This is a genomic window from Pseudomonas arsenicoxydans (genome assembly GCF_006438915.1).
GTDB lineage: Bacteria > Pseudomonadota > Gammaproteobacteria > Pseudomonadales > Pseudomonadaceae > Aquipseudomonas > Aquipseudomonas arsenicoxydans_A.
In genome coordinates this window covers 154,581-180,268 of sequence record NZ_RCZE01000005.1, presented here as the reverse complement: position 1 = coordinate 180,268, position 25,688 = coordinate 154,581, and the positions used below count along the sequence as shown (strand labels likewise).

Genomic DNA, 25,688 nt, shown 5'->3' with positions numbered 1-25,688 from the left:
GCCAAAGCCTCATTGTTTCAGCTTCGCTTGCCGCTTACGACGAGCTTCCGGAGCCCAGTCAAGGGCGCCCACTCGGAATAGGTAGACAAGGCCTGCCAACAGAATTGCTATGAAAACGAGAGCTTCGACGAATCCGGTCCAGCCGCTTTCGCGGACGGACACAGACCATGCAAAGAGAAAGAGGGCTTCGATATCGAAGATCACGAAGAGCATCGCGACCAGATAGAATTTGGCTGAGAGCCGCAGACGGGCGCCACCTGTAGGCAGCATGCCGGATTCGAACGGTTCGTTTTTGCTGCGGCCCCAGGCTTTTGACCCAAGGAGGCTGGAAACGCCGAGCATGAAGGCGCAGAGGCCGACGACGCCCAGAAGGAAAATGGCAAAGCCCCAGTTGTGGGCCATGAGTCCTGTCGCTTCGGGCATGCTGGTAATCCTTAACAGAGAGCAAAGGTCTCTGAGCTTGAAAAGAAACAAAGCAGTGACGATATGTCGCAGCAATCAATCCCGCTGATTTTATGGCACAACACTCAGCAAGTAAAATTCCTATAGCGAAATTATTTATAGGAATAAGGACATAGCGCACTTCCAAAGCCCCGCAGCCCATGCGTTGCGGGCATTAGCCGGGTTTTCATCAATATTGTTTTGTAGGGAATGTAACGAACATAGTTGCGGCTAAATGATAATCAATACCGTTTGCGGTGGTTTTTAAACGGGTTATCCGGGTTGGGGCGGGGAAGTTGTCTTTTATGTGCGTTACAGCAAGTAGTGAAGGTGACCGTTTTAGCGGATTTTTCTGACACCGATACCGCGCTGGATCAATGTTTTCTTCGGGCGCCACCATCCCTTGTGGGAGCGGGCTTGCTCGCGAATGCGGTTCAACATTCACCATTGATGGCGACTGATCCGGCGCCTTCGCGAGCAAGCCCGCTCCCACAGGATTTTGTGGTGTTTGAGAAATCGCAGGCAAAAAAACGCCCCGAACCAGTCGGGGCGTCAGATGTGCGGCGTTGCGGTTAGCTTTCTAGTCGGTCCGCAGCGGCCGATCGTTCAGGCGAAGCAGATCAGTGGAACTGTTCTTCTTCAGTCGAACCGGTCAGTGCGGTTACCGAAGACGAACCACCTTGAATCACAGTGGTCATGTCGTCGAAGTAGCCGGTGCCCACTTCCTGCTGGTGAGCCACAAAGGTGTAGCCTTTCGAAGCGTCAGCGAACTCTTGCTCTTGCAGCTTAACGTACGCAGTCATGTCGTTGCGGGCGTAGTCGTGCGCCAGGTTGAACATGCTGTGCCACATGTTGTGAATGCCGGCCAGGGTGATGAACTGGTGCTTGTAACCCATGGCGGACAGTTCGCGCTGGAACTTGGCGATGGTCGCGTCGTCCAGGTTTTTCTTCCAGTTGAAGGAAGGCGAGCAGTTGTACGACAGCAGTTGGTCCGGGTATTCCTTTTTGATCGCTTCAGCGAAGCGACGAGCCTCGTCCAGATCCGGCTTGGCGGTTTCGCACCAGATCAGGTCGGCGTACGGAGCGTAAGCCAGGCCGCGAGCGATGGCCTGGTCCAGACCGGCGCGCACTTTGTAGAAGCCTTCCTGGGTACGTTCGCCAGTCACGAATGGCTGGTCGTACGGGTCGCAGTCGGAAGTCAGCAGGTCAGCAGCGTTAGCGTCGGTACGGGCCAGAATGATGGTCGGCGTACCGGCAACGTCAGCTGCCAGACGGGCAGCGGTCAGCTTCTGTACAGCTTCCTGGGTAGGAACCAGTACCTTGCCGCCCATGTGGCCGCATTTTTTCACGGAAGCCAGTTGGTCTTCGAAGTGAACGCCGGCGGCGCCTGCTTCGATCATGCTCTTCATCAGCTCGTAAGCGTTCAGTACGCCGCCGAAACCGGCTTCAGCGTCAGCCACGATTGGGGCGAAGTAGTCGATGTAGCCTTCGTCGCCCGGGCCTTTGCCGGCTTTCCACTGGATCTGGTCAGCACGACGGAACGAGTTGTTGATGCGCTTGACCACGGTTGGAACGGAGTCCACCGGGTACAGCGACTGGTCCGGGTACATCGATTCGGCGGAGTTGTTGTCCGCAGCCACTTGCCAGCCCGACAGGTAGATCGCCTGGATACCGGCTTTAACTTGCTGTACAGCCTGGCCGCCGGTCAGGGCGCCCATGCAGTTGACGAAATCCTTATCAGGACGGAAGGACGGCTTGGCACCCTGTGTAACCAGGTTCCACAGCTTCTCGGCGCCCAGTTTTGCAAAGGTGTGCTCAGGTTGAACCGAGCCACGCAGGCGGACGACGTCAGCAGCGGAGTAAGCGCGTGTCACGCCTTTCCAGCGTGGGTTTTCAGCCCAGTCTTTTTCGAGGGCTGCAATTTGCTGTTCGCGTGTCAGTGCCATGGAGATAAACCTCGTCGCGTCTTTTACGGAAAGTTGTTCTGCGGTGGAAAATTCATGCGCTCGCTGACCAGAAGCTTGGTGGTCAAGTCGGATTTGGCGGGGGTGGCGACGGGATGAACGATGGGCTCGAGGGGAAGTGAGCAGGTAAGGGCAAACTGGCGAACGCATTGGGGCATCGTGGGCCTTGGTGCAAACTTCAGTGATGTGCCGGGTTACCTAATTACGCTTCCGTCCCTCGGGACAACTTCGTTCCAGTCGGCAACCTCGTCAAACACACCTTGTGGGCGGTACAGACACGAAGCGGCTCGCGGGGTAGGTGCGAGCATCGCTTCGAAGGCCCTTGCCAGGGCCCCTGATTAGCGGGAGCGAGGCCATCATGCCTTTGCTTTTTTCGATCGTCAAACGTTTTGTAGTGCTTTTTTTAAGGCACTACATCTTTGGTCTAATACGACTAATCAGTCAGTTTTCGGTGGTTTAGTCCAAAGTATCGACTTTCACCCGCAGGGTCATGTCATCCCGGCCCTGAGTAGCGTAGTTGCGGCTCGTGCCCTGTTTGTCGGCTTGGGTCTGGCGGTTGACGCCGGCCAGCAGGATCCATTCGCCGAGGCGGCCCGTGACAGTTGTGTCGGTACTTTGCACGTTCACTACATCGGAACGTTCCTGGCTCACGCGGTCACGGTTAGTACTGATCGCCAAGTGAACGATGTCGCCGGTGACGCTGGCGGTGACGTAGAAGCCTTGAGTGACGTTGCGGTATTCGGTCTGGCTGCGCAAATCACCGTAGGAATCAGTCTGCGCGCTGGTGAGCGGAACACTCTGGCCGACCTGGATAAGTGCGGGCGTGCCTTCGCTGGCCTGAATCTGCTGGATGCCGCCGTCGCGGCTGGCGGTGCCGTAATTGATGATTCGGGTCTGGTTTTGCTTGGCGCCGTTGACCGAGTAACCCTGATCACCCTGGATATTGCTGTCGTTGGTGTCGACGGTGATCAGCAAGCGCTTGGCGGCGACGTCGAGTTGGCTGATCAGGGTTTTAAGTTCGTCGATCTTGCGTTGATCTGCATTGACGATCAGCTGATTGCCATAGGCGCTGACCTGGCCTTCCTTACCAATGAAATCCTGCGCCATCGGCAGCATGTCGGCGCTGGTGCGGTAGTTCAGGGGCACGATCTCGGTGGCAGCCATGGCTGAAAAACTGCAGGTCAGCAACAGAGTGGTGAGCAGGGTGCGTAGGGACATATCCGTTATCTCCGACATCTTGAAGTGTTGATAGTGCCAGTTTGTCGGCCCGGCGTGGTGCAAGTTGAATCGTAGACAGCAAAACGCCCCGGCATCCGAAAATGGCGGGGCGTTTTGTGTTCTTGCGGGCCTTTGTGGCGAGGGGGCTTGCCCCCGTTGGGTTGCGTAGCAGCCCTAAAATCTTGGGGCCGCTGCGCGACCCAACGGGGGCAAGCCCCCTCGCCACAGGGGATCAGGCGGAGTGACGCACCATGTCCACATGCGGAATCCCGGCTTCCAGGAATTCCTCGCTGAGAATATGAAAGCCCAGGCGCTCATAGAACGCCGTGGCTTGCACTTGCGCGCTGAGCATTTGTTGCTTCAGCCCGCGCTCCTCCGCTTCACCAATCACCGCGTGCATCAGTGCATCGCCGACCTTCAGGCCGCGCCAGTCCTTGAGCACCGATACCCGGCCGATGTGACCATCGGGCAGCAGGCGAGCGGTGCCAATCGGGAAGTCGCCTTCGTAGGCCAGGAAATGCACCGCGGTGGCGTCATCGGCATCCCATTCCAGCTCAGGTGGAACGGATTGCTCGGCGATGAACACCGTCTCACGAATGCGCCGGATCTCGGCGATGTCCTTCTGCCAGTCTGCGACACGTACGTGAATTTTATTCATCAGCAAACCCCAGGCTGCCTTGCTTGATCAGTTCGCAGATCAGGCCACGGCCGTCTTCGTCGCTCAGCCACTCGCCCAAGTTGTCGACGTGCAGCGCGTCAGCGGCGCAGATCATTTTCAGCAGCTCGCGCAGTTTGCCCGGCAGGTAACGGCTCTGGCCGCTGGCGAACAGCAGCAGGTCGTCATCGACTTCGGACCAGGCGAGGCGGGCGCTTGGGTTACGGATAAGGACGGCGCCTTGCTCAAGGCTGGCAAGCAGGTCGTCTTCCTCGATCTCTTCCGGACCCACCACCAGTTCCGGGTAGCGCGGTTCGGTCATGTACTGGCCAAACCATGTCAGCAGCAGGCGCTCGTCGCTCATGTGCTCGGCCAGCAGGCTTTTCAGGCGATCAAGGGCGTCGTGTTGGATCTGGTGCGGATCAACTGCCGGTAGAGCGTCGGCGTCGGTGTAACGCTCTTCGTCCGTCAGGAACTGGCTGAGGAAGTCAGTGAAGTGGGTCAGCACTTCGGCGGCGCTCGGCGCGCGGAAACCCACCGAGTACGTCATGCAGTCATCGACAGCGACGCCGCAGTGAGCCAGGCGTGGTGGCAGGTACAGCATGTCGCCCGGTTCCAGTACCCATTCTTCGGTGGCTTCGAATTCAGCGAGGATGCGCAGGTCGGCGTGTGGCAGCAGGGCGCTTTCGGAGTCGCACATCTGGCCGATTTTCCAGTTGCGCTTGCCGTGGCCTTGCAGCAGGAACACGTCGTAGTTATCGAAGTGCGGACCGACGCTGCCACCTGGGGCGGCGAAGCTGATCATCACGTCGTCAACACGCCAGCTCGGCAGGAAGCGGAAGTGTTCCAGCAGTTCGCTGACTTCCGGCACAAACTGATCGACCGCTTGAACCAGCAAGGTCCAGTCGCGTTCCGGCAGTTTGCTAAATTCGTCTTCGGCGAACGGGCCGCGGCGCAATTCCCATGGGCGCTCGCCGTTCTCGATCACCAGGCGCGATTCGACTTCTTCTTCCAGCGCCAGGCCGGCCAGTTCGTCGGCGTCGATCGGGCTTTCGAAATCAGGAATCGCCTGGCGGATCAGCAGCGGTTTTTTCTGCCAGTAGTCGCGCAGGAATTCGCGCGCCGTGATGCCGCCCAGAAGTTGAAGAGGAATGTCAGGATTCATGTGTAACCTATTGAAAAAAACTACTTTTTAGACAGGAATAAAAACGCCCGGCGCGGCCGGGCGTCTCAAGCAGGTCCAGCGGTCAATCAGATGCGTTTGGCTTGCTCTACAGCGTTACCGATATAGTTGGCCGGGGTGAGCAATTTCAGCTCGGCCTTGGCGGCGGCTGGCATGTCCAGACCGTCGATGAAAGTCTGCAGCGCTTCGGGGCTGATGCCCTTGCCGCGGGTCAGTTCCTTCAGCTTTTCGTACGGGTTTTCGATGTTGTAGCGGCGCATCACGGTCTGGATCGGCTCGGCCAGCACTTCCCAGCACGCGTCCAGGTCGGCAGCGATCTTCTGAGCATTCAGCTCAAGCTTGCTGATGCCTTTGAGGCTGGCTTCGTACGCGATTACACTGTGGGCGAAGCCGACACCGAGGTTGCGCAGCACGGTAGAGTCGGTCAGGTCACGCTGCCAGCGGGAGATTGGCAGTTTGCTCGCCAAATGCTGGAACAGTGCGTTGGCGATGCCCAGGTTGCCTTCGGAGTTTTCGAAGTCGATCGGGTTGACCTTGTGCGGCATGGTCGACGAACCGATTTCGCCAGCGATGGTGCGCTGTTTGAAATAACCCAGGGAGATGTAGCCCCAGATGTCGCGGTCGAAGTCGATCAGGATGGTATTGAAGCGCGCGATGGCGTCGAACAGCTCGGCGATATAGTCGTGCGGTTCGATCTGCGTGGTGTACGGGTTGAAACCCAGGCCGAGTTCGTCTTCGATGAAGGCGCGGGCGTTTTCTTCCCAGTCGACTTCAGGGTAGGCCGACAGGTGAGCGTTGTAGTTGCCGACAGCGCCGTTGATCTTGCCCAGCAGCGGAACGGCGGCGACCTGAGCGATTTGACGCTCCAGGCGGTACACCACGTTCGCCAGCTCTTTGCCCAAAGTGGTCGGCGAGGCTGGCTGACCGTGAGTGCGCGACAGCATTGGCACGTCGGCAAAACGGATGGCCAGTTCGCGGATGGCTTCGGCGGTCTGACGCATCAGCGGCAGCATCACATCATCACGGCCTTCGCGCAGCATCAGGGCGTGAGACAGGTTGTTGATGTCCTCGCTGGTGCAGGCAAAGTGGATGAATTCGCTGACGGCAGCCAGCTCCGGCAGCTTGGCCGCTTGCTCTTTGAGCAGGTATTCGATGGCTTTGACGTCGTGGTTGGTGGTGCGCTCGATCTCTTTGACGCGCTCGGCGTGCTCAAGAGCGAAGTTTTCCGCCAGGGTGTTCAGCACAGCGTTGGCTTCGGCGGAGAACGCCGGCACTTCGCTGATGCCAGGGTGAGCGGCCAGGCGCTGGAGCCAGCGCACTTCAACCAGAACGCGAGCACGGATCAGGCCGTATTCGCTGAAAATCGGGCGCAGGGCCTGGGTTTTGCCGGCGTAGCGGCCGTCAACAGGGGAAACCGCAGTGAGCGAAGAAAGCTGCATGGGGTGTTCTCGGACAGTCGGGCAACGAAATGGGGCGCGTATCATACATGAAAAAATCCGTCGGTCCGTTGCCAACTGACCGGCGTATTACGCGTAATGCGGAGTAAATAGCTGTCTGCGTGACTTATTCGTTACGCATCAAGGGGTAAAGCTCTTTCAATAATTTGCGACGGCTGATCACCAGCTGCCAGCGATGACCGCCCAACTGCCGCCACAGGCGCGCCGAGCGAATTCCGGCCAGCAACAGGGCGCGGATTTTCGAGGCATTGCTCGGCTGCTGCAGGTTGCGCATGTCGCCGTGGACCTGAATCCGTTGGCGCAAGGTGCTCAGGGTGTCCTGATACAGCGCGCCACACGCAGCGATCACGTTTTCGTGAGCCGGGCCGAAGTGCTCGACCTGGGATTGAATCTGCGGCAAGCGCTTGCCAATGACGTCCAGCATGTCGTTGCGCTTGGCCAGTTGGCGCTCCAGGCCGAGCATCGCCAGCGCGTAGCGCAAAGGTTCGCGCTGAAGGGCGCTCGGGTCGCGTTCAAGTGCGCCCACCAAAGCGCGATAACCTTCGCGCAGATTGAGGTCATCACCGCCGTAGACTTCCAGGGTGTCCTTGGGGTCGCGAATCAGCAGGCTGCCGAGCATGCAGGTCAGGCCGGCTTCGGTGGTCTGGCCGGTCTTGGCAATCTTGTCGACGAGGACAGCGGCGAGAAACACGCCGCCCAGCGCCGTCAGTTGCTCCTGAGTGGGGCTCATTGTTGCTGGCCTTTGCTGGTCCACGGCTCGGCAATTTCGATGACGCCGCCACCCAAGCAGATTTCTCCGTCGTAAAACACCACGGACTGGCCGGGGGTGACCGCGCGTTGCGGGTCATCGAAGGTGGCGCGGTAACCGGTGGCGGTTTTCTCCAGTGTGCAAGGCTGATCACTCTGGCGATAACGCACTTTCGCGGTTAGCTTGCGCGGCTCGGTCAGATCGACCGGGTTGACCCAATAGATGTCCGAAGCGAGCAGGGCGCGGGAGAACAGGTACGGGTGGTCATTGCCCTGGCCAACGATCAACTCGTTGTGTTCCAGGTCCTTGATCAGCACGTACCACGGCTCGTCACTGGCGTCTTTCAAGCCGCCGATGCCCAGGCCCTGGCGCTGGCCAATGGTGTGGTACATCAAGCCGTGGTGACGGCCGATCACTTCGCCTTCGGTGGTCTTGATCTCGCCCGGCTGCGCCGGCAGGTACTGCTTGAGGAAGTCGCTGAACCGACGTTCGCCGATAAAGCAGATGCCAGTGGAGTCCTTTTTCTTCGCGGTCGCCAGCTCGTATTTCTCGGCAATCGCGCGGACTTCAGGCTTTTCCAGCTCGCCGACCGGGAACAGGGTCTTGGCGATCTGTTCGCCGCCGACGGCGTGCAGGAAGTAACTTTGGTCCTTGTTCGCGTCCAGGCCCTTGAGCAGCTCGGTGCGACCGTCGATGTCGCGGCGACGCACGTAGTGGCCGGTGGCGATCAGGTCAGCGCCGAGCATCATGGCGTAGTCGAGGAACGCCTTGAACTTGATCTCGCGGTTGCACAGGATGTCCGGGTTCGGCGTGCGACCGGCCTTGTATTCGGCCAGGAAGTGCTCGAACACGTTGTCCCAGTACTCGGCGGCGAAGTTGGCGGTGTGCAGCTTGATACCGATCTTGTCGCACACAGCCTGCGCATCCGCCAGGTCGTCCATGGCGGTGCAGTATTCCGTTCCATCGTCTTCTTCCCAGTTCTTCATGAACAGGCCTTCCACCTCATAACCCTGCTCGATCAGCAGGAGAGCGGAAACGGAAGAGTCCACGCCGCCGGACATGCCGACAATGACGCGCTTCTTTTGTGTGTCAGAAGGGGCTGGATCACGCATAGGGATTCAATGAGTGTCTTGAAAAAGGACGCGATTCTAGCAGGCTGGAGCCCGCAAGGCTAAAGAGAAGGGCGGATCAGTTCGAGACCGAAGTGATTGCCGACCAGATAATCATCGATGCAGCGGATGATCAGCTCACTGCGCCAGTTTGCGCGCTGTTCCAGCAATTCGTCACGCGTCAGCCACTTGGCGCCGACGATGCCGTCATCCAGTTGATAGTCCGGGTGGTGTTTAAGTGGTTTTGCGATAAAGCAAACCCGTTGGTACGTCACGCCGTTGCTCGGGGCGGTGTACAGGTAAATGCCGACTACGCCGGTGGTTTCGACGTCCCAGCCGGTTTCTTCGAGGGTTTCGCGTACCGCGGCTTCGATCAGGGTTTCATTCGGATCGAGGTGGCCGGCGGGTTGATTGAGTACGACACGACCGTGTTTGAGCTCTTCGACCATCAGGAAGCGGCCGTTGTCTTCGACGATGGTGGCGACGGTGATGTGGGGTTTCCAGTCCATGAAGCTTCCTCGAATTTTAAATAGTGAAACACCGTCAATGTGGGAGCGGGCTTGCTCGCGAAAGCGGTGGGTCTGCCAGCATCAATGTTGAATGATAAACCGCCTTCGCGAGCAAGCCCGCTCCCACATGGTCCGGTGTTCACAGAGTAATGTGCACCACAAACAGAAACCCCGGCACATGGCCGGGGCTTCTTTGCATCCTTACAGCCTTAAACCAGCGCAGCAACTGCTGCGTTGAAGGTTGGGCTCGGGCGCATGGCCTTGCTGATCAGCTCGGCATTGGCGTGGTAGTAACCGCCAATGTCCACTGGTTTGCCCTGAACGGCGTTGAGCTCGGCAACGATGGTTGCTTCGTTCTCGGTCAGGGTTTTGGCCAGGGTCGCGAACTGCGCTTGCAGTGCAGCGTCTTCAGTCTGGGCCGCCAGGGCTTGAGCCCAGTACAGCGCCAGGTAGAAGTGGCTGCCGCGGTTGTCGATGTTGCCGACTTTGCGCGATGGCGACTTGTTGTTGTCCAGGAACTGGCCGGTGGCCTGATCCAGGGTCTTGGCCAGAACCAGCGCCTTAGGGTTGTTGTAAGTCACGCCCAGGTGCTCAAGGGAAGCGGCCAGGGCCAGGAACTCACCCAGGGAATCCCAGCGCAGGAAGTTTTCTTCCAGCAACTGTTGAACGTGCTTTGGAGCCGAACCGCCAGCGCCGGTTTCGAACAGACCGCCGCCATTCATCAGCGGAACGATCGACAGCATCTTGGCGCTGGTGCCCAGTTCCATGATCGGGAACAGGTCAGTCAGGTAGTCGCGCAATACGTTGCCGGTCACCGAGATGGTGTCCTTGCCTTCGCGAGTGCGTTGCAGGGTGAATTTCATTGCGTCGACAGGCGCCATGATCTGGATGTCCAGGCCGGCCGTGTCGTGATCCTTCAGGTAAGCCTGAACTTTCTCGATCACCACGCCGTCGTGGGCGCGCATCGGGTCCAGCCAGAAAATCGCCGGGGTGCTGCTGGCGCGAGCGCGGTTGACGGCCAGTTTGACCCAGTCCTGGATCGGCGCGTCTTTGGTCTGGCACATGCGGAAGGTGTCGCCGGCTTCAACCGACTGTTCCAGCAGAGTACGACCGGCGCTGTCGGAAACCCGAACCACACCGTTGCTCTTGATCTGGAAAGTCTTGTCGTGCGAACCGTACTCTTCGGCTTTCTTCGCCATCAGGCCAACGTTGGGCACGCTGCCCATGGTGGTCGGGTCGAAAGCACCGTTGACTTTGCAGTCTTCGATAACGGCCTGGTAGATGGTTGCGTAGCAGCGATCCGGGATCACAGCCTTGGTGTCGTGCAGCTGGCCGTCGGTGCCCCACATTTTGCCGGAGTCACGGATCATTGCCGGCATCGAGGCGTCGACGATGACGTCGCTCGGCACGTGCAGGTTGGTGATGCCTTTGTCGGAGTTGACCATGGCCAACGACGGACGAACGGCGTAGACCGCCTGGATGTCCGCTTCGATCTGCGCTTGCTGATCGCTAGGCAGGGCCTTGATGCGAGCGTACAGATCGCCAATGCCGTTGTTCAGGTTGAAGCCGATCTGAGCCAGCACGTCAGCGTGCTTGGTCAGTGCGTCTTTATAGAACTCGGCAACAATCTGGCCGAACATGATCGGGTCGGAGACCTTCATCATGGTGGCTTTGAGGTGAACCGACAGCAGCACGCCCTTGGCTTTGGCGTCTTCGATCTCGGCAGCGATGAAGCTGCGCAGAGCGTTTTTGCTCATGACCGCGCAATCGAGGATCTCACCGGCTTGTACGGTGGTTTTTTCCTTCAGGACGGTGGTGGTGCCGTCTTGAGCGATCAGTTCGATTTTGACAGCGTCAGCGGCTTCGATCAGGGCGGCCTTTTCGCTGCCGTAGAAATCGCCGGCGCTCATGTGCGCGACGTGAGACTTGGAGTCTTTAGCCCAGGCGCCCATTTTGTGCGGGTGCTTGCGAGCGTAATTTTTTACCGACAGCGGTGCACGACGATCGGAGTTACCTTCGCGCAGAACCGGGTTTACGGCGCTGCCCTTGATCTTGTCGTAGCGCGACTTGGCGAGCTTGTCGGCGTCGCTGGTCACGGTTTCCGGGTAGTCAGGAACGGCGAAGCCCTGGGCTTGCAGTTCTTTGATGGCGGCTTGCAGCTGCGGCACGGAAGCACTGATGTTCGGCAGCTTGATGATGTTGGCTTCAGGCGTAACGGCCAGGTCGCCCAGTTCGGCGAGGTGGTCGGCTACGGCTTTGTCACCCAGGTGCTCGGGGAAGCTGGCCAGAATGCGTCCTGCAAGAGAGATATCGCGGGTTTCAACGGCGATATCAGCCGAGGCGGTGAAGGCCTCTACGATAGGCAACAGTGAATAGGTGGCGAGGGCTGGGGCTTCGTCGGTGAAGGTATAGATGATCTTCGAGCGGGTGGGCATATTCGGATTAACTCTCTCTTCTTTGCTAAAGCGTGCGCAGAAACTCGAGGGGCGCCGGGTAAGCGCGTTCGTTCAAAGTCATCCATGAGCCGAATATCGAGGTTTCGTTGCTGTGATGTTGGGTGCATCAGTAGGGCGTCAAGCATTCGGACTGCGGTAACAGACCGGCTTGTGGCGGAAAGTCTCGTCGCTTTTTATCAAGGAGCAGGCCTTTCCACCGTCGTGACCCTTTAGTCAGCGGCGGCATTATACATAGGTAGCTGGCTTTCTGCCGATGGTTCATGAGTAACGATTCTCGTCCATTGGTCTAAAGGTCGCAGGCACGAGTGGGGCGTATCGTCGTTCGGCGTGCTCGACTTTGGCGCTTTTCCCTTTGCTTTCAGGCTTGTAGCCCGCGAGGAATGCAGCTTTGCGGCAGATGGATGGAACATAGGGTTTGCGCGCCGATTTAACTGGGTTACGCTCGAACGAAGCCAGATGTTCAATCCAAACAATGGAGTTCAGCATGGGATACAAGAAGATTCAGGTTCCAGCAGTCGGCGACAAAATCACCGTCAACGCGGACCATTCTCTCAATGTTCCTAACAACCCGATCATTCCCTTCATCGAAGGCGATGGTATTGGCGTTGATATCAGCCCGGTCATGATCAAGGTTGTCGATGCTGCTGTTAAGAAGGCTTACGGCGGCGAGCGCAAAATTTCCTGGATGGAAGTCTACGCCGGGGAAAAAGCGACTCAGGTTTACGATCAGGACACCTGGCTACCTCAGGAAACCCTGGACGCAGTCAAGGATTACGTGGTTTCCATCAAGGGCCCTTTGACCACCCCGGTCGGTGGCGGCATTCGTTCCCTGAACGTGGCCCTGCGTCAACAACTCGACCTTTATGTGTGCCTGCGCCCTGTGCGCTGGTTCGAAGGCGTGCCTAGTCCGGTGAAAAAGCCAGGCGACGTCGACATGACGATCTTCCGTGAGAACTCGGAAGACATCTACGCCGGTATCGAGTGGAAAGCCGGTTCGCCGGAAGCGACCAAAGTCATCAAGTTCCTCAAAGATGAAATGGGCGTCACCAAGATCCGTTTCGACGAAAACTGCGGTATCGGCATCAAGCCGGTTTCGCTGCAAGGCACCAAACGTCTGGCGCGCAAGGCCCTGCAGTATGTGGTCGACAACGACCGCGATTCGCTGACCATCGTGCACAAAGGCAACATCATGAAGTTCACCGAAGGTGCCTTCAAAGAGTGGGCCTACGAAGTGGCGGCTGAAGAATTCGGTGCGACGCTGCTCGACGGCGGTCCGTGGATGCAATTCAAAAACCCGAAAACCGGCAAGAACGTCATCGTCAAGGACGCCATCGCTGACGCCATGCTCCAGCAGATCCTGCTGCGCCCGGCCGAATACGATGTGATCGCGACCCTGAACCTGAACGGCGACTACCTCTCCGACGCCCTGGCGGCGGAAGTGGGCGGTATCGGTATCGCACCGGGTGCCAACCTGTCCGACACCATTGCGATGTTCGAAGCGACCCACGGTACTGCGCCGAAGTACGCCGGCAAGGACCAGGTCAACCCGGGCTCGCTGATCCTGTCTGCTGAAATGATGCTGCGTCACATGGGATGGACCGAAGCGGCCGACCTGATCATCAAGGGCACCAACGGCGCGATTTCCGCCAAGACCGTGACCTATGACTTCGAACGTCTGATGGATGGCGCGAAGCTGGTGTCGTCTTCCGGCTTTGGTGATGCGCTGATCTCGCATATGTAAGCGAGCTGGCACAAAAAAAACCGCCCTCGGGCGGTTTTTTCATGTCTGGATGCCGGTCGCGTCAGTTCGATACTGTCTCCTGCTGGAGGGCGGGAGCGACAGGTTCGCTCACTGACGGCGCTGCACCAATATTCACGGCGTGCAATCCCTTGGGGCCCTGAATAATCTCGAAGCTGACGTTCTGTCCAGCCTTGAGGGTCTTGTAGCCGTCCATCTTGATGGCCGAATAGTGGGCAAAGAAATCGATTGCCTTGCCATCCTCGTCACGACCTTCTCTGGCGTCGGTGTTAATGAAACCGAATCCCTTGGCGTTGTTGAACCATTTCACCTTGCCGACTGCCATGCTCATATCCCTCTGCAACAGACTCCATCACTGGAGTATCATCCAGTACATCCGCAGTCTAATCTTGGAAATAAGATTGACTCCGCGGACCTTTTTTACCCACTGTGGGCTCTATTGGTTGTAACACCGTTTTCCCGATAGTCAAGGTGACCGGGCGGTCGGAGTTGAAATCGTCCCTGGGCGCCCCCACCACTGTCTTAGCACAACTGACGAACCTTTCTTTCCATGCATGCAATCAGCCAGATTCGACTAACATTCAATCAGGATCATCCTGATTCACACGACGACGATTCAGCGGGTATTGCTGTTCAGGAGGCAAAGCCTGCTTTACAGGCGCCGCCGATGTACAAGGTGGTTTTGTTCAACGATGACTACACACCGATGGATTTCGTCGTCGAAGTGCTCGAGGTGTTTTTTAACCTGAATCGCGAGCTGGCGACCAAGGTCATGCTGGCCGTCCATACAGAAGGGCGGGCAGTATGTGGAGTGTTTACCCGCGACATCGCCGAGACAAAGGCCATGCAGGTCAACCAGTACGCCAGGGAAAGCCAGCATCCGCTACTCTGTGAAATCGAGAAGGACGGTTAATCGCCGACCACTTGGGTATGAGGTGAAGCTATGTTAAACCGCGAGCTCGAAGTCACCCTCAATCTAGCCTTCAAGGAGGCCCGTTCGAAGCGTCATGAATTTATGACCGTCGAACATCTCCTGCTGGCCCTATTGGACAATGAGGCTGCCGCCACCGTTTTGCGTGCGTGCGGCGCAAACCTCGACAAACTCAAGCATGATCTGCAGGAGTTCATCGACTCCACGACGCCATTGATCCCCGTCCATGACGAGGATCGTGAGACCCAGCCAACCCTGGGCTTCCAGCGCGTATTGCAGCGTGCTGTGTTCCACGTACAGAGCTCGGGCAAACGCGAAGTGACTGGCGCCAACGTGCTCGTCGCGATCTTCAGTGAGCAAGAAAGTCAGGCAGTGTTCCTGCTGAAACAGCAGAGCGTTGCGCGCATCGATGTCGTCAACTACATCGCCCATGGCATTTCCAAAGTGCCCGGGCATGGCGATCACTCTGAAGGTGAGCAAGATATGCAGGACGACGAGGGCGGTGAGTCTTCATCTTCAGGCAATCCTCTGGATGCTTATGCCAGCAACCTCAACGAACTCGCGCGCCAGGGTCGTATCGATCCGTTGGTAGGCCGTGAGCTGGAAGTCGAGCGTGTCGCGCAGATCCTCGCGCGTCGTCGCAAGAACAATCCGCTGCTGGTGGGCGAGGCGGGTGTGGGTAAAACCGCGATTGCCGAAGGCTTGGCCAAACGTATTGTCGACAACCAGGTGCCAGACCTGCTGGCCAACAGCGTGGTGTATTCCCTTGATCTGGGCGCCTTGCTGGCCGGGACCAAATACCGTGGCGACTTCGAGAAGCGCTTCAAGGCGTTGCTTAATGAGCTGAAAAAACGTCCGCAGGCGATCCTGTTCATCGACGAGATCCACACCATTATCGGTGCGGGTGCCGCGTCCGGTGGCGTCATGGATGCCTCGAACCTACTCAAGCCGCTGCTGTCCTCGGGTGATATCCGTTGCATCGGTTCGACCACGTTCCAGGAATTCCGCGGAATTTTCGAGAAGGATCGTGCCTTGGCACGCCGCTTCCAGAAGGTCGATGTGTCGGAGCCTTCGGTGGAAGACACCATCGGTATCCTGCGCGGCCTGAAAGGTCGTTTCGAAGCGCACCACAACATCGAATACAGCGATGAAGCGTTGCGTGCCGCTGCCGAACTGGCATCGCGCTACATCAATGACCGGCACATGCCGGACAAAGCCATCGACGTGATCGACGAAGCGGGCGCCTACCAGCGTCTGCAACCGATCGAGAAGCGCGTGAAGCGCATCGAAGTGCCTCAGGTCGAGGACATCGTCGCGAAAATCGCGCGGATTCCGCCCAAGCATGTCAACAGCTCTGACAGAGAGCTGCTGCGCAACCTTGAGCGTGACCTGAAGCTGACGGTGTTTGGTCAGGATGCCGCAATCGACTCATTGTCGACCGCGATCAAACTGTCCCGTGCCGGGCTGAAGTCGCCTGACAAGCCTGTCGGTTCGTTCCTGTTCGCAGGGCCGACCGGTGTCGGTAAAACCGAAGCGGCTCGTCAGCTTGCGAAAGCGATGGGCATCGAGCTGGTTCGTTTTGATATGTCCGAATACATGGAGCGCCACACCGTCTCGCGTCTGATCGGTGCGCCTCCAGGTTATGTCGGGTTCGATCAGGGCGGTCTGCTGACTGAAGCCATCACCAAGCAGCCTCACTGCGTGCTGTTGCTCGATGAGATCGAGAAGGCGCATCCGGAAGTCTTTAACTTGCTGTTGCAGGTCATGGACCACGGTACGCTGACCGATAACAACGGGCGCAAGGCGGATTTCCGTAACGTGATCGTCATCATGACGACCAACGCCGGTGCCGAAACGGCAGCGCGTGCTTCGATCGGTTTCACGCATCAGGATCACTCGTCTGATGCGATGGAGGTGATCAAGAAGAGCTTTACGCCGGAGTTCCGCAATCGCCTGGACACCATTATCCAGTTTGGTCGCCTGAGTCATGAGGTCATCAAAAGTGTGGTGGACAAGTTCCTTACCGAGCTTCAGGCGCAGTTGGAAGACAAGCGCGTGCAGTTGGAAGTGACGGACGCAGCGCGCGGCTGGCTGGCGGTGGGAGGCTACGACACGGCAATGGGCGCTCGTCCAATGGCGCGTTTGATCCAGGACAAGATCAAGCGTCCGCTGGCTGAGGAGATTCTCTTCGGTGAGCTGGCTGATCATGGTGGTGTGGTGCACATTGATCTCAAGGATGGTGAGTTGACCTTTGAGTTTGAGACCACTGCTGAGATGGCCTGACGGCTGTTGATCTGTTGTAAAGCGAAAGGCGCCTTTGGGCGCCTTTTTGCTGTCTATGGGGTTGGGTGTATATCCGTTGCTGCGGTAACGGCGGCTATAGGTTTCGCTCTTACAGCGACTCCCTTTGGCAAACGCCCCAAAGGAAGCAAAGGTCTTCGCCCCTGGCGTCCGGCCCCTCGCTGGGGCTCGGGGTTCCTTCGCTCCGGTATTCATCTGGGGACATCGCCTACGGTTTGCTTCGCTGCACCTCCTCTCGATGTGTGCGGCTTCGCCGCACGGCGCTACGCGCCTGATCCCCAGATGAACACCTCCACTCAGCCTCCCGACGGGGCGGGTGAATCAAAAGCTGCAGGCGAGCTAACGCTCGGCCTGTTGAGTGGAGAGAGGCGTGGGGGATTACTGTAGGGGTTGTGGGAGGCTCGAAATTTTAGATTGGCTTTGGCTTTGGCTTTGGCTTTGGCTTTTGACCTTGATCTGCTTTTGATCTTTCGCCCCTTCGGCAGGCCGAGCGTAGGTGTTCATCAGGGGGGTAGGCGCGTAGCGCCGTGCGGCGAAGCCGCACACATCGAGAGGAGGTCGTCGCGAAGCAGACCGTAGGCGATGCCCCCTGATGGATACCGTAGCGAGGGAACACTGAGCCTTAGCGAAGTGCCGTACGCCGGGGCGAAGCCTTTTGCTTACTTTTCGGCGTCTGGAAAAGTGAGTCGCTGTAAGAGCGAAACCATATTCAGCCATCACCGCAGCAACGGATATACACCCAAAACCCAAGAACCCAAAACCCAAGAACCCAAGAACCCACCAAATCGCAGGCAAACAAAAACGCCCGGCAGAGCCGGGCGTTTTGTATTGACTTGATTAGCGAGCGCGGTACGTGATGCGCCCTTTGCTCAAGTCATAGGGCGTCAGCTCGACGCGCACTTTGTCACCGGTAAGAATACGAATGTAGTTCTTGCGCATCTTGCCGGAGATATGCGCGGTTACGACGTGCCCATTTTCCAACTCCACACGAAACATGGTGTTGGGCAGGGTGTCGACGACAGTGCCTTCCATTTCGAAGCTGTCTTCTTTCGACATGCAGTAAAGCCCTCGGTGTCCAATGAATGGCCCGGTGCAACTGCGCCAGGCAAAAGCGGCGTGCATTGTGCCCGAAAAATGGGGTTTAAGCCAAGGGGTTCTAGTTCAGGATGACCCAGCGTTGATTAATCAGCAGTTCGATCGGCCGATATTGGGTCTTATAGCTCATCTTTTTGCAGTTTTTGATCCAGTAGCCGAGGTAGACAGCCTCCAGTCCAAGACGCCGGGTCTCGCCGATCTGCCACAGAATCGCGAAACGCCCCAGGCTGCGACGTTCTTCGGCCGGTTCGTAAAAGGTGTAAACCGCCGACAGACCGTTCGGCAGTAAGTCGGTGACGGCCACCGCCAATAGCCGCCCTTCGAGACGAAATTCGTAGAAACGCGAGAACGGCAAATCCCTCACAAGGAACGTGGAGAATTGGTCTCGACTTGGCGGGTACATATCGCCATCGGCATGACGCTGTTCGATGTAGCGCTGATAGAGATCGAAATACTCTTCGCTGAACTGTGCCCTGGCGGGACGAACCTGCAGGTCGGCGTTGCGTTTGAAGATGCGTTTCTGTTGGCGGTTGGGGGTGAACTGGGCCACAGGAATGCGCGCCGGGACGCACGCGTTGCAGTTCTGGCAATGAGGCCGGTAGAGGTGGTCGCCGCTGCGCCGAAAACCCATTTCAGACAAATCTGCATAGACATGCACATCCATGGGCTGGCTAGGGTCGAGAAACAGGGTTGTAGCCTGTTCATCTGGCAGATAGCTGCAAGAGTGGGGCTGAGTGGCATAGAACTTCAAACGCGCCAACTCGGTCATGATCAACCCTCGGGATAAGCTTTGAATTAAGTGTAAGCCACCCGCGCGAAAGTCGCTCAGCAAACCCATGTGGCGCGGTTGGGTTGATCCAGATGCTGCGACAGATAACCGGCAAATTCGCGGCGTGGGATCGCTCGTGCGCCGAGACTGTGCAGATGATCGGTCGGCATCTGGCAGTCGATCAGCACAAAGCCCGAGTCTTTCAGATGTCGCACCAGTGTGGCAAAACCAAATTTCGAGGCGTTGTCGGCACGGCTGAACATGGACTCGCCGAAGAACAACTGCCCCATCGCCAGGCCGTAGAGCCCGCCGACCAGTTCGTCCTGATCCCAGACTTCCACCGAATGTGCATGGCCACGCCGGTGCAGTTCAATGTAGGCGTCCTGCATGGCCTGGGTGATCCAGGTGCCATCGGCGTAATCGCGCGGGGCGGCGCAGGCACGGATGACGGCGTCGAAATCCTGATCGAAGGTCACTGTGTAGCGCTGTTGGCGCAGCAATTTGCCCAGGCTGCGGGAAACGTGCAGTTCGTCGGGAAACAACACGGTGCGCGGATCCGGCGACCACCAGAGAATCGGCTGGCCTTCGGAGAACCATGGAAAGCAGCCGTGGCGATAGGCCTGAATCAGACGATCGGCAGACAGGTCGCCCCCGGCGGCCAGCAACCCGTTGGGGTCGCGCATGGCTTTGTCCAGCGGGGGAAAGGTCAGGGTATTGCGTTGTAACCAAGTCAGCATGGCATCCGGGCTTGCAGAAGGGGAGGGCGGTGGCGGGCTGGTGGGCCCGCCGTAAAGTGTGCCGTTAAACGGCCGGAATGTCGTCGAGGTATTTCTCGGCGTCCAGCGCGGCCATGCAACCGGCCCCGGCGGACGTGACGGCCTGGCGGTAAACGTGATCGGCGACATCGCCAGCGGCAAACACGCCGGGGATGGTGGTGGCGGTGGCGTCGCCTTCGTTACCGCTTTTGACCCGCAGATAACCGTCGTGCATCGGCAGTTGGTCGATAAACAGATCGGTGTTGGGTTTGTGGCCGATGGCGATGAACACGCCGGCCAGCGACAATTCACGGGTTTCGCCGGTCAGACTGTCGCGCAGGCGCGCGCCGGTCACGCCGCTGGCATCGCCCAGCACTTCATCGAGATTCTGATTCCAGTGCAGGCGGATATTGCCGTTGGCGGCTTTTTCGAACAGCTTGTCCTGGAGGATCTTCTCCGAGCGCAACTTATCGCGGCGGTGAATCAGATGGACTTCCTTGGCGATGTTCGACAGGTACAAAGCTTCCTCGACGGCGGTATTGCCGCCGCCGACCACCGCCACCACCTGATTGCGGTAGAAAAAGCCGTCGCAGGTGGCGCAGGCGGAAACCCCTCGGCCGGCGAACGTCTCTTCCGAGGGCAAGCCCAGGTATTGCGCCGAAGCGCCGGTGGCGATGATCAGGGCGTCGCAGGTGTAGGTGCCACCGTCGCCAATCAGTTCGAATGGGCGCTGTTGCAACTTGGCGGTATGGATGTGGTCGTAAACGATCTCAGTGTCAAAGCGTTCGGCGTGTTTTTGCATGCGTTCCATCAGCACCGGGCCGGTGAGCCCTTCGACGTCACCGGGCCAGTTGTCGACTTCGACGGTGGTGGTGAGCTGGCCACCTGCCTGTATGCCGGTAATGACAACGGGTTTGAGGTTGGCGCGGGCGGCATAAACGGCTGCGCTGTAACCGGCAGGGCCGGAACCCAGAATGATCAGGCGTGAATGCTTCGCTTCGCTCATAAAAACACCTCATAAGCCTTTGTCACGAAAGAGAATGCATGCTCAAATTGGCCGCCTGTACCGGCACTTTTTGGCTATGCTGTACCCAATGCCTCACGCATGTTAACGGGCGCACAAACCCGTACAATGCCTGCGTGCAAAGGGGGTTGTAACAAAATAAGCAGTGCTCACCGTGTTTATAAAAGACGGGGTGCAGTGTTAAAAGTAGTCCCGGTTGCGCCTGTTCACTTTTTTACCTGCCTGGATTGGGCAGTTTTTTATAGTCATTCAACAGATGGACGCGCCTCGGGCGCAGGAAAAGAAGCGTTTTGAAGAAATCCACCGCAGCACCCAAAACAGTCGTTCCGCTCTGGCGCCAGCATTTGCACTACCGGCTCAAGGAAGGTGCATTGATCGCCATCGGCGCCTTGTGCCTGTTCCTGATGATGGCCTTGCTGACTTACGGCAAGGACGATCCGGGCTGGAGCCACAACAGCAAAATTGATGACGTGCAGAATTTCGGCGGCCCCGCCGGTTCCTACAGTGCCGACATCCTGTTCATGGTGCTGGGTTACTTCGCCTACATCTTTCCGTTGTTGCTCGCGGTCAAGGTCTATCAGATCTTCCGTCAGCGCCATGAACCGTGGCAGTGGAGCGGCTGGCTGTTCTCATGGCGCCTGATCGGCCTGGTGTTTCTGGTGCTGTCCGGCGCTGCCTTGGCGCACATCCATTTCCACGCCGCCACCGGTCTTCCGGCAGGTGCTGGCGGCGCATTGGGCGAAAGCCTTGGCGACCTGGCCAAGAACGCGCTGAACATCCAGGGCAGCACGCTGCTGTTCATCGCGCTGTTCCTGTTCGGCCTGACGGTGTTCACCGACTTGTCGTGGTTCAAGGTGATGGACGTCACCGGCAAGATCACCCTCGACCTGTTTGAACTGTTCCAGGGTGCGGCCAATCGCTGGTGGGCGGCCCGTACCGAACGCAAGCAACTGGTGGCGCAACTGCGTGAAGTCGACGATCGTGTGCATGACGTGGTTGCACCGACCATCACTGACAAGCGCGAGCAGGCCAAGGTCAAGGAACGCCTGATCGAACGCGAACAGGCCCTGAGCAAGCACATGTTGGAACGCGAGAAGCAGGTGCCGCCGGTGATCGCGCCAGCGCCGCCGAAACCCGCTGCACCGAGCAAGCGTGTGGAGAAAGAGAAACAGGCGCCGTTGTTCGTCGACAGCGCCGTGGAAGGCACGTTGCCGCCGATTTCGATTCTCGACCCGGCAGAAAAGAAACAACTCAATTACTCGCCCGAATCCCTGGCTGCGGTGGGTCATTTGCTGGAGATCAAGCTCAAGGAGTTCGGCGTCGAAGTTTCGGTGGATTCGATTCACCCGGGCCCGGTGATTACCCGTTACGAAATTCAACCGGCCGCCGGTGTGAAAGTCAGTCGCATTTCCAACCTGGCGAAAGACCTTGCGCGTTCCCTGGCCGTGACCAGCGTGCGTGTGGTTGAAGTGATTCCGGGCAAGACCACCGTCGGTATCGAGATCCCCAACGAAGACCGGCAGATCGTGCGTTTCTCCGAAGTGCTGTCGACTCCCGAGTACGACAACTTCAAGTCGCCGGTCACCCTGGCCCTCGGTCACGACATCGGCGGCAAGCCGGTCATCACTGACCTGGCAAAAATGCCGCACTTGCTGGTGGCCGGTACGACCGGTTCCGGTAAGTCGGTGGGCGTGAACGCGATGATCCTGTCGATCCTGTTCAAGTCGGGTCCGGAAGACGCGAAGCTGATCATGATCGACCCGAAAATGCTTGAACTGTCGATCTACGAAGGCATTCCGCACTTGCTGTGCCCGGTCGTGACCGACATGAAGGACGCGGCCAACGCCCTGCGCTGGAGCGTGGCGGAGATGGAGCGGCGCTACAAACTGATGGCGAAGATGGGCGTACGCAACTTGTCTGGCTTCAACGCCAAGGTCAAGGAAGCCCAGGACGCCGGCACGCCGCTGACCGACCCGCTGTACAAGCGCGAAAGCATTCACGACGAAGCGCCACTGCTGACCAAGCTGCCGACCATCGTCGTGGTCGTCGACGAATTTGCCGACATGATGATGATCGTCGGCAAGAAAGTTGAAGAACTGATCGCCCGTATCGCCCAGAAGGCCCGTGCGGCCGGTATCCACTTGATCCTGGCGACCCAGCGTCCTTCGGTTGACGTGATCACCGGTCTGATCAAGGCCAACATCCCGACGCGTATGGCGTTCCAGGTATCGAGCAAAATCGACTCCCGGACCATCATCGACCAAGGCGGCGCCGAACAACTGCTGGGTCACGGTGACATGCTCTACATGCCACCGGGCACCAGTCTGCCGATTCGTGTACACGGCGCATTCGTGTCCGATGACGAGGTTCACCGTGTGGTGGAGGCCTGGAAACTGCGCGGCGCACCGGAATACAACGACGAGATCCTCGCTGGTGTCGAAGAAGCCGGCAGCGGCTTTGAGAATGGCGGCGGTGGTGGCGACGATGATGCTGAAACCGATGCGCTCTACGACGAAGCAGTGCAGTTCGTCCTCGAAAGCCGTCGTGCGTCCATCTCGGCCGTTCAGCGCAAACTGAAAATCGGCTACAACCGCGCCGCACGCATGATCGAAGCCATGGAAATGGCCGGGGTCGTGACGTCCATGAACACCAATGGTTCGCGTGAAGTCCTGGCGCCTGGCCCGGTACGCGACTGATTTGATTTGAAGCAGGGTGGCGCAGTGACGCGCCACTCGCAAACCCCACGAATATCAAGAGGACTCCCATGCGTCTTATCCGCATGCTGTTGCTGCCGGTACTGGCTTTGACCACACTCTCGGCCCACGCCGATGACAAGGACGTGGCGCGCCTGACCCAACTGCTGGAAAAATCCCAGACATTGACCGCACGTTTCTCCCAGCTGACGCTTGATGGCAGCGGCACCCAGTTGCAGGAAACCGCTGGCGATATGTCGTTGCAGCGCCCGGGTCTGTTCTACTGGCACACCAATGCACCGGCTGAACAAACCATGGTGTCCGACGGCAAGAAGGTCACGCTGTGGGACCCGGATCTGGAACAGGTCACTATCAAGACCCTCGACATGCGTCTGACCCAGACCCCGGCTTTGCTGCTGTCCGGTGACGTGTCCAAGATCAGCCAGAGCTTCGACATCAGCGCCAAGGAAGCCGGCGGCGTGATCGACTTCACCCTGAAGCCGAAAACCAAGGACACCCTGTTCGACAGCCTGCGCCTGTCGTTCCGTAACGGTTTGGTCAATGACATGCAACTGATCGACAGCGTCGGTCAGCGCACCAATATCCTGTTCACTGGCGTGAAGGCCAACGAGCCGATCCCGGCGTCCAAGTTCAAGTTCGATATCCCTAAAGGGGCGGACGTGATTCAGGAATAAAACGCAATACCTGTGGGAGCGGGCTTGTGTGGCGAGGGGGCTTGCCCCCGTTCGGCTGCGGAGCAGTCGTAAACCCGGTGGATGCGGCATACCTGATATAACGCGATTGCAGAATTTAGGGTCGCTTCGCAACCCAACGGGGGCAAGCCCCCTCGCCACAGGTAAGCCATTTCCCACAGAATTTCGCCAGATTCGAGAACGTAAGAGAGTGAGGTTTCGCAAGTCGTGATGGACCTGTTTCGCAGCGCCCCGATTGCTCAGCCCTTGGCCGCCCGCCTGCGCGCGGCCAATCTGGATGAGTACGTCGGTCAGGAACACCTGCTCGCTCGCGGCAAGCCTTTGCGCGAAGCGCTGGAGCAGGGTGCCCTGCATTCGATGATTTTCTGGGGCCCGCCGGGCGTGGGCAAAACCACCCTGGCGCGGTTGCTGGCGGAAGTCTCGGATGCGCACTTTGAAACGGTCTCGGCGGTGCTGGCCGGCGTGAAGGAAATTCGTCAGGCGGTGGAAATCGCCAAGCAACAGGCCGGGCAGTACGGCAAACGCACGATCCTGTTTGTCGACGAAGTGCACCGCTTCAACAAGTCCCAACAGGACGCGTTCCTGCCGTACGTTGAAGACGGCACGCTGATTTTCATCGGCGCGACTACCGAAAACCCCTCGTTCGAACTCAACAACGCCTTGCTCTCGCGGGCCCGCGTCTATGTGCTCAAGAGCCTCGACGAAGCGGCCCTGCGCAAATTGGTGCATCGCGCACTGACCGAGGAGCGTGGCCTGGGCAAGCGGCAACTGGCGCTCAGCGATGAAGGCTTCCAGATGCTGTTGTCCGCCGCCGATGGTGATGGCCGGCGGCTGCTCAATCTGTTGGAAAACGCCTCGGACCTGGCCGAAGACAACAACGAGATCGGCGTCGATCTGCTGCAAAGTCTGCTCGGCGATACCCGTCGGCGTTTCGACAAGGGCGGTGAGGCGTTCTACGACCAGATTTCTGCGCTGCATAAGTCGGTGCGCGGCTCCAACCCGGACGGCGCGCTGTATTGGTTCGCGCGGATGATCGACGGTGGTTGCGATCCGCTGTACCTGGCCCGACGCGTGGTGCGCATGGCCAGCGAAGACATCGGCAATGCTGACCCGCGGGCCCTCAGCCTGTGCCTGGCGGCGTGGGAAGTGCAGGAGCGCCTCGGCAGTCCCGAAGGTGAATTGGCGGTGGCTCAGGCCATCACCTATCTGGCTTGCGCGCCGAAAAGCAACGCGGTGTACATGGGCTTCAAGGCAGCGATGCGCAGCGCCACCGAACACGGTTCGCTGGAAGTGCCGCTGCACCTGCGCAATGCCCCGACCAAACTGATGAAGCAACTCGGTTACGGCGACGAATACCGTTACGCCCACGATGAGCCGGATGCCTACGCCGCAGGCGAGGACTACTTCCCGGAAGAACTCGAACCGCAGCCGTTCTATCAGCCGGTGCCGCGTGGCCTGGAATTGAAGATCGGCGAGAAGCTCAATCACCTCGCCCAACTTGACCGTCTAAGCCCTCGGCAGCGGAGAAAATAGTGATTCCATTGGTCATCGCGGTGTCCATCGGCGGTGTCGCCGGCACGCTGTTGCGTTTTGCCACCGGCAACTGGATCAACGCGAACTGGCCTCGGCACTTCTATACCGCGACGCTGGCCGTTAATATCGTCGGCTGTTTGCTGATCGGCGTTCTTTACGGTCTGTTTTTAATTCGCCCGGAGGTGCCGCTTGAGGTGCGTGCCGGGTTGATGGTCGGCTTCCTCGGGGGGCTGACGACTTTTTCATCCTTTTCACTGGATACGGTGCGCCTGCTTGAAAGCGGGCAAGTGCCGCTAGCCCTGGGCTATGCTGCCATCAGCGTATTCGGCGGGCTGCTCGCCACCTGGGCCGGCCTGTCCTTGACCAAACTTTGAT

Annotated in this window: 22 protein-coding genes; 7 read left to right on the top strand and 15 right to left on the bottom strand. The window is 58.5% G+C overall.

What is annotated here, in order from left to right:
• Positions 1-9: 9 nt before the first annotated feature.
• From EAH78_RS12295 to EAH78_RS12240, 10 genes are all read right to left on the bottom strand, one after another.
• Positions 10-423: an NADH-quinone oxidoreductase subunit A gene (locus EAH78_RS12295; RefSeq protein ID WP_003223812.1), complete on the bottom strand. Its 414-nt coding sequence runs from the start codon at positions 421-423 to the stop codon at positions 10-12.
• A gap of 638 nt (positions 424-1,061) precedes the next feature.
• A complete protein-coding gene (aceA, locus tag EAH78_RS12285; RefSeq protein WP_033057066.1) occupies positions 1,062-2,387 on the bottom strand; it encodes an isocitrate lyase in 1,326 nt (441 codons plus the stop codon).
• A gap of 474 nt (positions 2,388-2,861) precedes the next feature.
• On the bottom strand, positions 2,862-3,623 hold the full coding sequence (locus tag EAH78_RS12280) for a secretin N-terminal domain-containing protein (protein WP_140667771.1): 762 nt from the start codon (positions 3,621-3,623) through the stop codon (positions 2,862-2,864).
• Between the two features lie 232 nt (positions 3,624-3,855).
• On the bottom strand, positions 3,856-4,281 hold the full coding sequence (locus tag EAH78_RS12270) for a GNAT family N-acetyltransferase (protein ID WP_140667770.1): 426 nt from the start codon (positions 4,279-4,281) through the stop codon (positions 3,856-3,858).
• On the bottom strand, positions 4,274-5,443 hold the full coding sequence (locus EAH78_RS12265; protein ID WP_140667769.1) for a cupin domain-containing protein: 1,170 nt from the start codon (positions 5,441-5,443) through the stop codon (positions 4,274-4,276). Before EAH78_RS12265 ends, EAH78_RS12270 begins: the two co-directional genes overlap by 8 nt.
• 86 nt (positions 5,444-5,529) lie before the next feature.
• Positions 5,530-6,900 carry an adenylosuccinate lyase gene (gene purB, locus EAH78_RS12260; protein ID WP_140667768.1) on the bottom strand — a complete coding sequence of 457 codons (1,371 nt, stop codon included), beginning with the start codon at positions 6,898-6,900 and terminating at the stop codon, positions 5,530-5,532.
• 124 nt (positions 6,901-7,024) lie between these two features.
• Positions 7,025-7,648, bottom strand: coding sequence for a high frequency lysogenization protein HflD (gene hflD, locus EAH78_RS12255; protein WP_140667767.1), 624 nt, complete (start codon positions 7,646-7,648; stop codon positions 7,025-7,027).
• Positions 7,645-8,778 carry a tRNA 2-thiouridine(34) synthase MnmA gene (mnmA, locus tag EAH78_RS12250; RefSeq protein WP_140667766.1) on the bottom strand — a complete coding sequence of 378 codons (1,134 nt, stop codon included), beginning with the start codon at positions 8,776-8,778 and terminating at the stop codon, positions 7,645-7,647. Before mnmA ends, hflD begins: the two co-directional genes overlap by 4 nt.
• 59 nt (positions 8,779-8,837) lie before the next feature.
• Positions 8,838-9,284, bottom strand: coding sequence for an NUDIX hydrolase (locus EAH78_RS12245; RefSeq protein WP_140667765.1), 447 nt, complete (start codon positions 9,282-9,284; stop codon positions 8,838-8,840).
• Between the two features lie 209 nt (positions 9,285-9,493).
• The gene (locus tag EAH78_RS12240) at positions 9,494-11,719 is read right to left on the bottom strand and encodes an NADP-dependent isocitrate dehydrogenase (protein ID WP_140667764.1); all 2,226 of its coding nucleotides are present in this window, start codon (positions 11,717-11,719) and stop codon (positions 9,494-9,496) included.
• A 505-nt stretch (positions 11,720-12,224) separates the two neighbouring features.
• Here EAH78_RS12240 and icd point away from each other — a divergent pair.
• Positions 12,225-13,481 (top strand): NADP-dependent isocitrate dehydrogenase, encoded by a 1,257-nt coding sequence (gene icd / locus EAH78_RS12230; protein ID WP_027925122.1) that lies wholly within the window; start codon positions 12,225-12,227, stop codon positions 13,479-13,481.
• Between the two features lie 61 nt (positions 13,482-13,542).
• Here icd and EAH78_RS12225 read toward each other — a convergent pair whose 3' ends face one another.
• The gene (locus tag EAH78_RS12225) at positions 13,543-13,824 is read right to left on the bottom strand and encodes a cold shock domain-containing protein (RefSeq protein WP_140667762.1); all 282 of its coding nucleotides are present in this window, start codon (positions 13,822-13,824) and stop codon (positions 13,543-13,545) included.
• A 225-nt stretch (positions 13,825-14,049) separates the two neighbouring features.
• Here EAH78_RS12225 and clpS point away from each other — a divergent pair, with 225 nt between their 5' ends.
• On the top strand, positions 14,050-14,412 hold the full coding sequence (gene clpS / locus EAH78_RS12220; protein WP_027925124.1) for an ATP-dependent Clp protease adapter ClpS: 363 nt from the start codon (positions 14,050-14,052) through the stop codon (positions 14,410-14,412).
• Positions 14,413-14,442: 30 nt separating this feature from the next.
• A complete protein-coding gene (gene clpA, locus EAH78_RS12215; RefSeq protein ID WP_140667761.1) occupies positions 14,443-16,713 on the top strand; it encodes an ATP-dependent Clp protease ATP-binding subunit ClpA in 2,271 nt (756 codons plus the stop codon).
• 855 nt (positions 16,714-17,568) lie between these two features.
• Here the strand turns inward: clpA and infA are convergent.
• The 4 genes from infA to trxB all read right to left on the bottom strand — a co-directional run bounded on the left by infA (position 17,569) and on the right by trxB (position 20,356).
• Entirely contained in the window at positions 17,569-17,787 is a 219-nt protein-coding gene (gene infA / locus EAH78_RS12210; RefSeq protein ID WP_002553999.1) for a translation initiation factor IF-1, read from the bottom strand.
• Between the two features lie 100 nt (positions 17,788-17,887).
• Positions 17,888-18,595, bottom strand: a complete 708-nt coding sequence (locus EAH78_RS12205; protein WP_140667760.1) for an arginyltransferase — start codon at positions 18,593-18,595, stop codon at positions 17,888-17,890.
• Positions 18,596-18,651: 56 nt separating this feature from the next.
• On the bottom strand, positions 18,652-19,332 hold the full coding sequence (aat, locus tag EAH78_RS12200) for a leucyl/phenylalanyl-tRNA--protein transferase (protein WP_140667759.1): 681 nt from the start codon (positions 19,330-19,332) through the stop codon (positions 18,652-18,654).
• A gap of 64 nt (positions 19,333-19,396) precedes the next feature.
• Entirely contained in the window at positions 19,397-20,356 is a 960-nt protein-coding gene (gene trxB / locus EAH78_RS12195; protein ID WP_140667758.1) for a thioredoxin-disulfide reductase, read from the bottom strand.
• 308 nt (positions 20,357-20,664) lie between these two features.
• Here trxB and EAH78_RS12190 point away from each other — a divergent pair, with 308 nt between their 5' ends.
• From EAH78_RS12190 to crcB, 4 genes are all read left to right on the top strand, one after another.
• On the top strand, positions 20,665-23,070 hold the full coding sequence (locus EAH78_RS12190; RefSeq protein WP_140667757.1) for a DNA translocase FtsK: 2,406 nt from the start codon (positions 20,665-20,667) through the stop codon (positions 23,068-23,070).
• Positions 23,071-23,138: 68 nt separating this feature from the next.
• Positions 23,139-23,762, top strand: a complete 624-nt coding sequence (lolA, locus tag EAH78_RS12185; protein ID WP_027925132.1) for an outer membrane lipoprotein chaperone LolA — start codon at positions 23,139-23,141, stop codon at positions 23,760-23,762.
• A gap of 228 nt (positions 23,763-23,990) precedes the next feature.
• Positions 23,991-25,313, top strand: coding sequence for a replication-associated recombination protein A (locus EAH78_RS12180; RefSeq protein ID WP_140667978.1), 1,323 nt, complete (start codon positions 23,991-23,993; stop codon positions 25,311-25,313).
• Positions 25,313-25,687, top strand: a complete 375-nt coding sequence (gene crcB / locus EAH78_RS12175; RefSeq protein ID WP_140667756.1) for a fluoride efflux transporter CrcB — start codon at positions 25,313-25,315, stop codon at positions 25,685-25,687. The genes EAH78_RS12180 and crcB overlap by 1 nt, the downstream gene beginning before the upstream one ends.
• Position 25,688: the final 1 nt, after the last annotated feature.

What these genes read in the sequence shown, in the direction of transcription:
- EAH78_RS12295 (WP_003223812.1), bottom strand. Translation starts at nt 423, where the DNA reads ATGCCCGAAGCGACAGGACTCATGGCCCACAACTGGGGCTTTGCCATT.
- aceA (WP_033057066.1), bottom strand. Translation starts at nt 2,387, where the DNA reads ATGGCACTGACACGCGAACAGCAAATTGCAGCCCTCGAAAAAGACTGG.
- EAH78_RS12280 (WP_140667771.1), bottom strand. Translation starts at nt 3,623, where the DNA reads ATGTCCCTACGCACCCTGCTCACCACTCTGTTGCTGACCTGCAGTTTT.
- EAH78_RS12270 (WP_140667770.1), bottom strand. Translation starts at nt 4,281, where the DNA reads ATGAATAAAATTCACGTACGTGTCGCAGACTGGCAGAAGGACATCGCC.
- EAH78_RS12265 (WP_140667769.1), bottom strand. Translation starts at nt 5,443, where the DNA reads ATGAATCCTGACATTCCTCTTCAACTTCTGGGCGGCATCACGGCGCGC.
- purB (WP_140667768.1), bottom strand. Translation starts at nt 6,900, where the DNA reads ATGCAGCTTTCTTCGCTCACTGCGGTTTCCCCTGTTGACGGCCGCTAC.
- hflD (WP_140667767.1), bottom strand. Translation starts at nt 7,648, where the DNA reads ATGAGCCCCACTCAGGAGCAACTGACGGCGCTGGGCGGCGTGTTTCTC.
- mnmA (WP_140667766.1), bottom strand. Translation starts at nt 8,778, where the DNA reads ATGCGTGATCCAGCCCCTTCTGACACACAAAAGAAGCGCGTCATTGTC.
- EAH78_RS12245 (WP_140667765.1), bottom strand. Translation starts at nt 9,284, where the DNA reads ATGGACTGGAAACCCCACATCACCGTCGCCACCATCGTCGAAGACAAC.
- EAH78_RS12240 (WP_140667764.1), bottom strand. Translation starts at nt 11,719, where the DNA reads ATGCCCACCCGCTCGAAGATCATCTATACCTTCACCGACGAAGCCCCA.
- icd (WP_027925122.1), top strand. Translation starts at nt 12,225, where the DNA reads ATGGGATACAAGAAGATTCAGGTTCCAGCAGTCGGCGACAAAATCACC.
- EAH78_RS12225 (WP_140667762.1), bottom strand. Translation starts at nt 13,824, where the DNA reads ATGGCAGTCGGCAAGGTGAAATGGTTCAACAACGCCAAGGGATTCGGT.
- clpS (WP_027925124.1), top strand. Translation starts at nt 14,050, where the DNA reads ATGCATGCAATCAGCCAGATTCGACTAACATTCAATCAGGATCATCCT.
- clpA (WP_140667761.1), top strand. Translation starts at nt 14,443, where the DNA reads ATGTTAAACCGCGAGCTCGAAGTCACCCTCAATCTAGCCTTCAAGGAG.
- infA (WP_002553999.1), bottom strand. Translation starts at nt 17,787, where the DNA reads ATGTCGAAAGAAGACAGCTTCGAAATGGAAGGCACTGTCGTCGACACC.
- EAH78_RS12205 (WP_140667760.1), bottom strand. Translation starts at nt 18,595, where the DNA reads ATGACCGAGTTGGCGCGTTTGAAGTTCTATGCCACTCAGCCCCACTCT.
- aat (WP_140667759.1), bottom strand. Translation starts at nt 19,332, where the DNA reads ATGCTGACTTGGTTACAACGCAATACCCTGACCTTTCCCCCGCTGGAC.
- trxB (WP_140667758.1), bottom strand. Translation starts at nt 20,356, where the DNA reads ATGAGCGAAGCGAAGCATTCACGCCTGATCATTCTGGGTTCCGGCCCT.
- lolA (WP_027925132.1), top strand. Translation starts at nt 23,139, where the DNA reads ATGCGTCTTATCCGCATGCTGTTGCTGCCGGTACTGGCTTTGACCACA.
- EAH78_RS12180 (WP_140667978.1), top strand. Translation starts at nt 23,991, where the DNA reads ATGGACCTGTTTCGCAGCGCCCCGATTGCTCAGCCCTTGGCCGCCCGC.